At 61.0% G+C, this 2057-nt stretch carries 2 protein-coding genes; both read right to left on the bottom strand.

Annotated elements, in window-relative coordinates; genetic code table 11:
* Positions 1-168: 168 nt before the first annotated feature.
* Positions 169-543, bottom strand: a complete 375-nt coding sequence (locus D8U60_RS14985; RefSeq protein ID WP_130900389.1) for a DUF6124 family protein — start codon at positions 541-543, stop codon at positions 169-171.
* Between the two features lie 413 nt (positions 544-956).
* Positions 957-1925: a LysR family transcriptional regulator gene (locus tag D8U60_RS14980; protein ID WP_024011667.1), complete on the bottom strand. Its 969-nt coding sequence runs from the start codon at positions 1923-1925 to the stop codon at positions 957-959.
* Positions 1926-2057 lie beyond the last annotated feature (132 nt).

Genomic DNA, 2057 nt, shown 5'->3' with positions numbered 1-2057 from the left:
CTGTGGGAGCTGGCTTGCCAGCGAAGGCGGCCTGACAGCCGACCTGTTTCTCGCTGACGTACTCGATTCAAACTGTGGGAGCGAGCCTGCTCGCGAAGGCGGTTTATCTGACACCTCGAATGTTGAATGTGCCGAAGCCTTCGCGAGCAGGCTCGCTCCCACAGACGTTCAATTGTGTGACGGGGGCTGGTGGATTTCGTAGTTATCCAGCACCCGGTTCACCGCCAGTTCCGCCAGCATGATCACCTGCTGGATGGCCAGTATGGTGTGCCTCTGTGGGCTGTCGACGTGGGCGGCGATGTCGCTGCTCATGATGCTCGCCGAGGCGAGGGATTCGCAGGCGTGGGCCAGCAGGCTTTCGTTGTCCTGGTCCGGGGCGACCTGGAACATGGTGCTGGGTTTGTGGCTTTGCTGCGCGGTGGTGGCCGGTTTGAGGTAGTGATCCAGCGCACGCTCGGCGGCGTCGTGGAGTTTCGTTGAGTCGGGGGATTGGTAGGGTGAGGTGCTTTCGGATTCGGGGGGATTGGGTGTGGGTTTGAACATGGCAAAGATCCTTTTGGATTAATGGAGCTGCCATTTTTCGTTTTCCAGGCGAAAGGGGTGGCAGCTGTACGCGGACTGGAAAAACCGGCAAAGGATCAAACCCGGCAGACCCGAAGGTCTCCCACGTACAGCCGCCATAACTGAATACCGGCGCTGAAAGAGCGCGGCATTATGTCATGCGCTGTGATCCTGCGGGTTTTCCAGACCCGGTCGCTGATTCGTCAGCAACCACCAGATCCTAGCCAGCGTACGTCCGACGGACAACCTGCAAAACCTGTCGGAAACTTCCCTGTAAACACCGCGATGTAGGAGCTGCCGTAGGCTGCGATCTTTTGATTTTTAAACAGAAAAATCAAAGGATCGCAGCCTCGTTGCACTCGTCAGCTCCTACACGAAGTCAGCGGTGTTTAAAGTCAGGTGGCGACGCGCGCGCCAGCCAGGCTCCCGCTCAACTCATACGCAACCAGTTCCGCCTGATGCGCCGCCAATATCTCCGGCAACGATCCGCGCAAATATTCCACCCACGTCTTGATCTTCGCATCCAGGTACTGCCGCGACGGGTAGATCGCGTAGAGGTTGAGTTCCTGCGAGCGGTAGTTCGGCATCACGCGCACCAGGGTGCCGTTGCGCAGGCCTTCGATGGCGGCGTAGACCGGCAGCACGCCGACGCCCATGCCGCTGGTGATGGCGGTTTTCATGGCGTCGGCGGAGTTCACCAGGAACGGTGAGCTGTTGATGGTGACCGTTTCCTGGCCGTCCGGGCCGTCGAAGGCCCATTTTTCCAGGGGGATCACCGGGCTGACCAGGCGCAGGCACGCGTGGTTGAGCAGGTCGCTGGGTTTCTGCGCGGCGCCGTTGGCTTTTACGTAGGCCGGCGAGGCGCAGACGATGCTGTAGGTGATGCCCAGGCGTTGCGAGACGAAGCCGGAATCGGGCAGTTCGCTGGCCAGCACGATGGACACGTCGTAGCCCTCGTCGAGCAGGTCCGGCACGCGGTTGGCCAGGGTCAGGTCGAAGGTCACGTCGGGGTGGGTCTTGCGGTAGCGGGCGATGGCGTCGATGACGAAGTGCTGGCCGATGCCGGTCATGGTGTGCACTTTCAGCTGGCCGGCCGGGCGTGCGTGGGCGTCGCTGGCTTCCGCTTCGGCTTCTTCGACGTAGGCGAGGATCTGTTCGCAGCGCAGCAGGTAGCGTTTGCCGGCCTCGGTCAGGGCGATGCGCCGGGTCGTGCGATTGAGCAGGCGGGTTTGCAGGTGGGCTTCCAGGTTGGAGACCGCGCGCGAGACGTTGGCGGTGGTGGTGTCCAGTTGCACGGCGGCGGCGGTGAAGCTGCCCGCTTCGGCAACACAACTGAAGGCGCGCATGTTTTGCAAAGTGTCCATGGGGTGCTCTCAAGGGAGATGGCAAATTGTGACACGAAGTTTCAGGGGCTGAGACCCCCGACCAAGGGATTATCTCGTTAACCGTAACAAAGATTCACAGAAATCCCAGCTTATCGCCGCAGAGGCAGCTCC

The sequence above is a fragment of the Pseudomonas sp. Sample_11 genome (assembly GCF_004307505.1).
In the GTDB taxonomy this organism is placed as follows: domain Bacteria; phylum Pseudomonadota; class Gammaproteobacteria; order Pseudomonadales; family Pseudomonadaceae; genus Aquipseudomonas; species Aquipseudomonas atacamensis.
The sequence above is the reverse complement of the archived record's forward strand: the minus strand, read 5'-3'. Positions and strand labels throughout refer to the sequence as shown.

What these genes read in the sequence shown, in the direction of transcription:
- D8U60_RS14980 (WP_024011667.1), bottom strand. Translation starts at nt 1,925, where the DNA reads ATGGACACTTTGCAAAACATGCGCGCCTTCAGTTGTGTTGCCGAAGCG.
- D8U60_RS14985 (WP_130900389.1), bottom strand. Translation starts at nt 543, where the DNA reads ATGTTCAAACCCACACCCAATCCCCCCGAATCCGAAAGCACCTCACCC.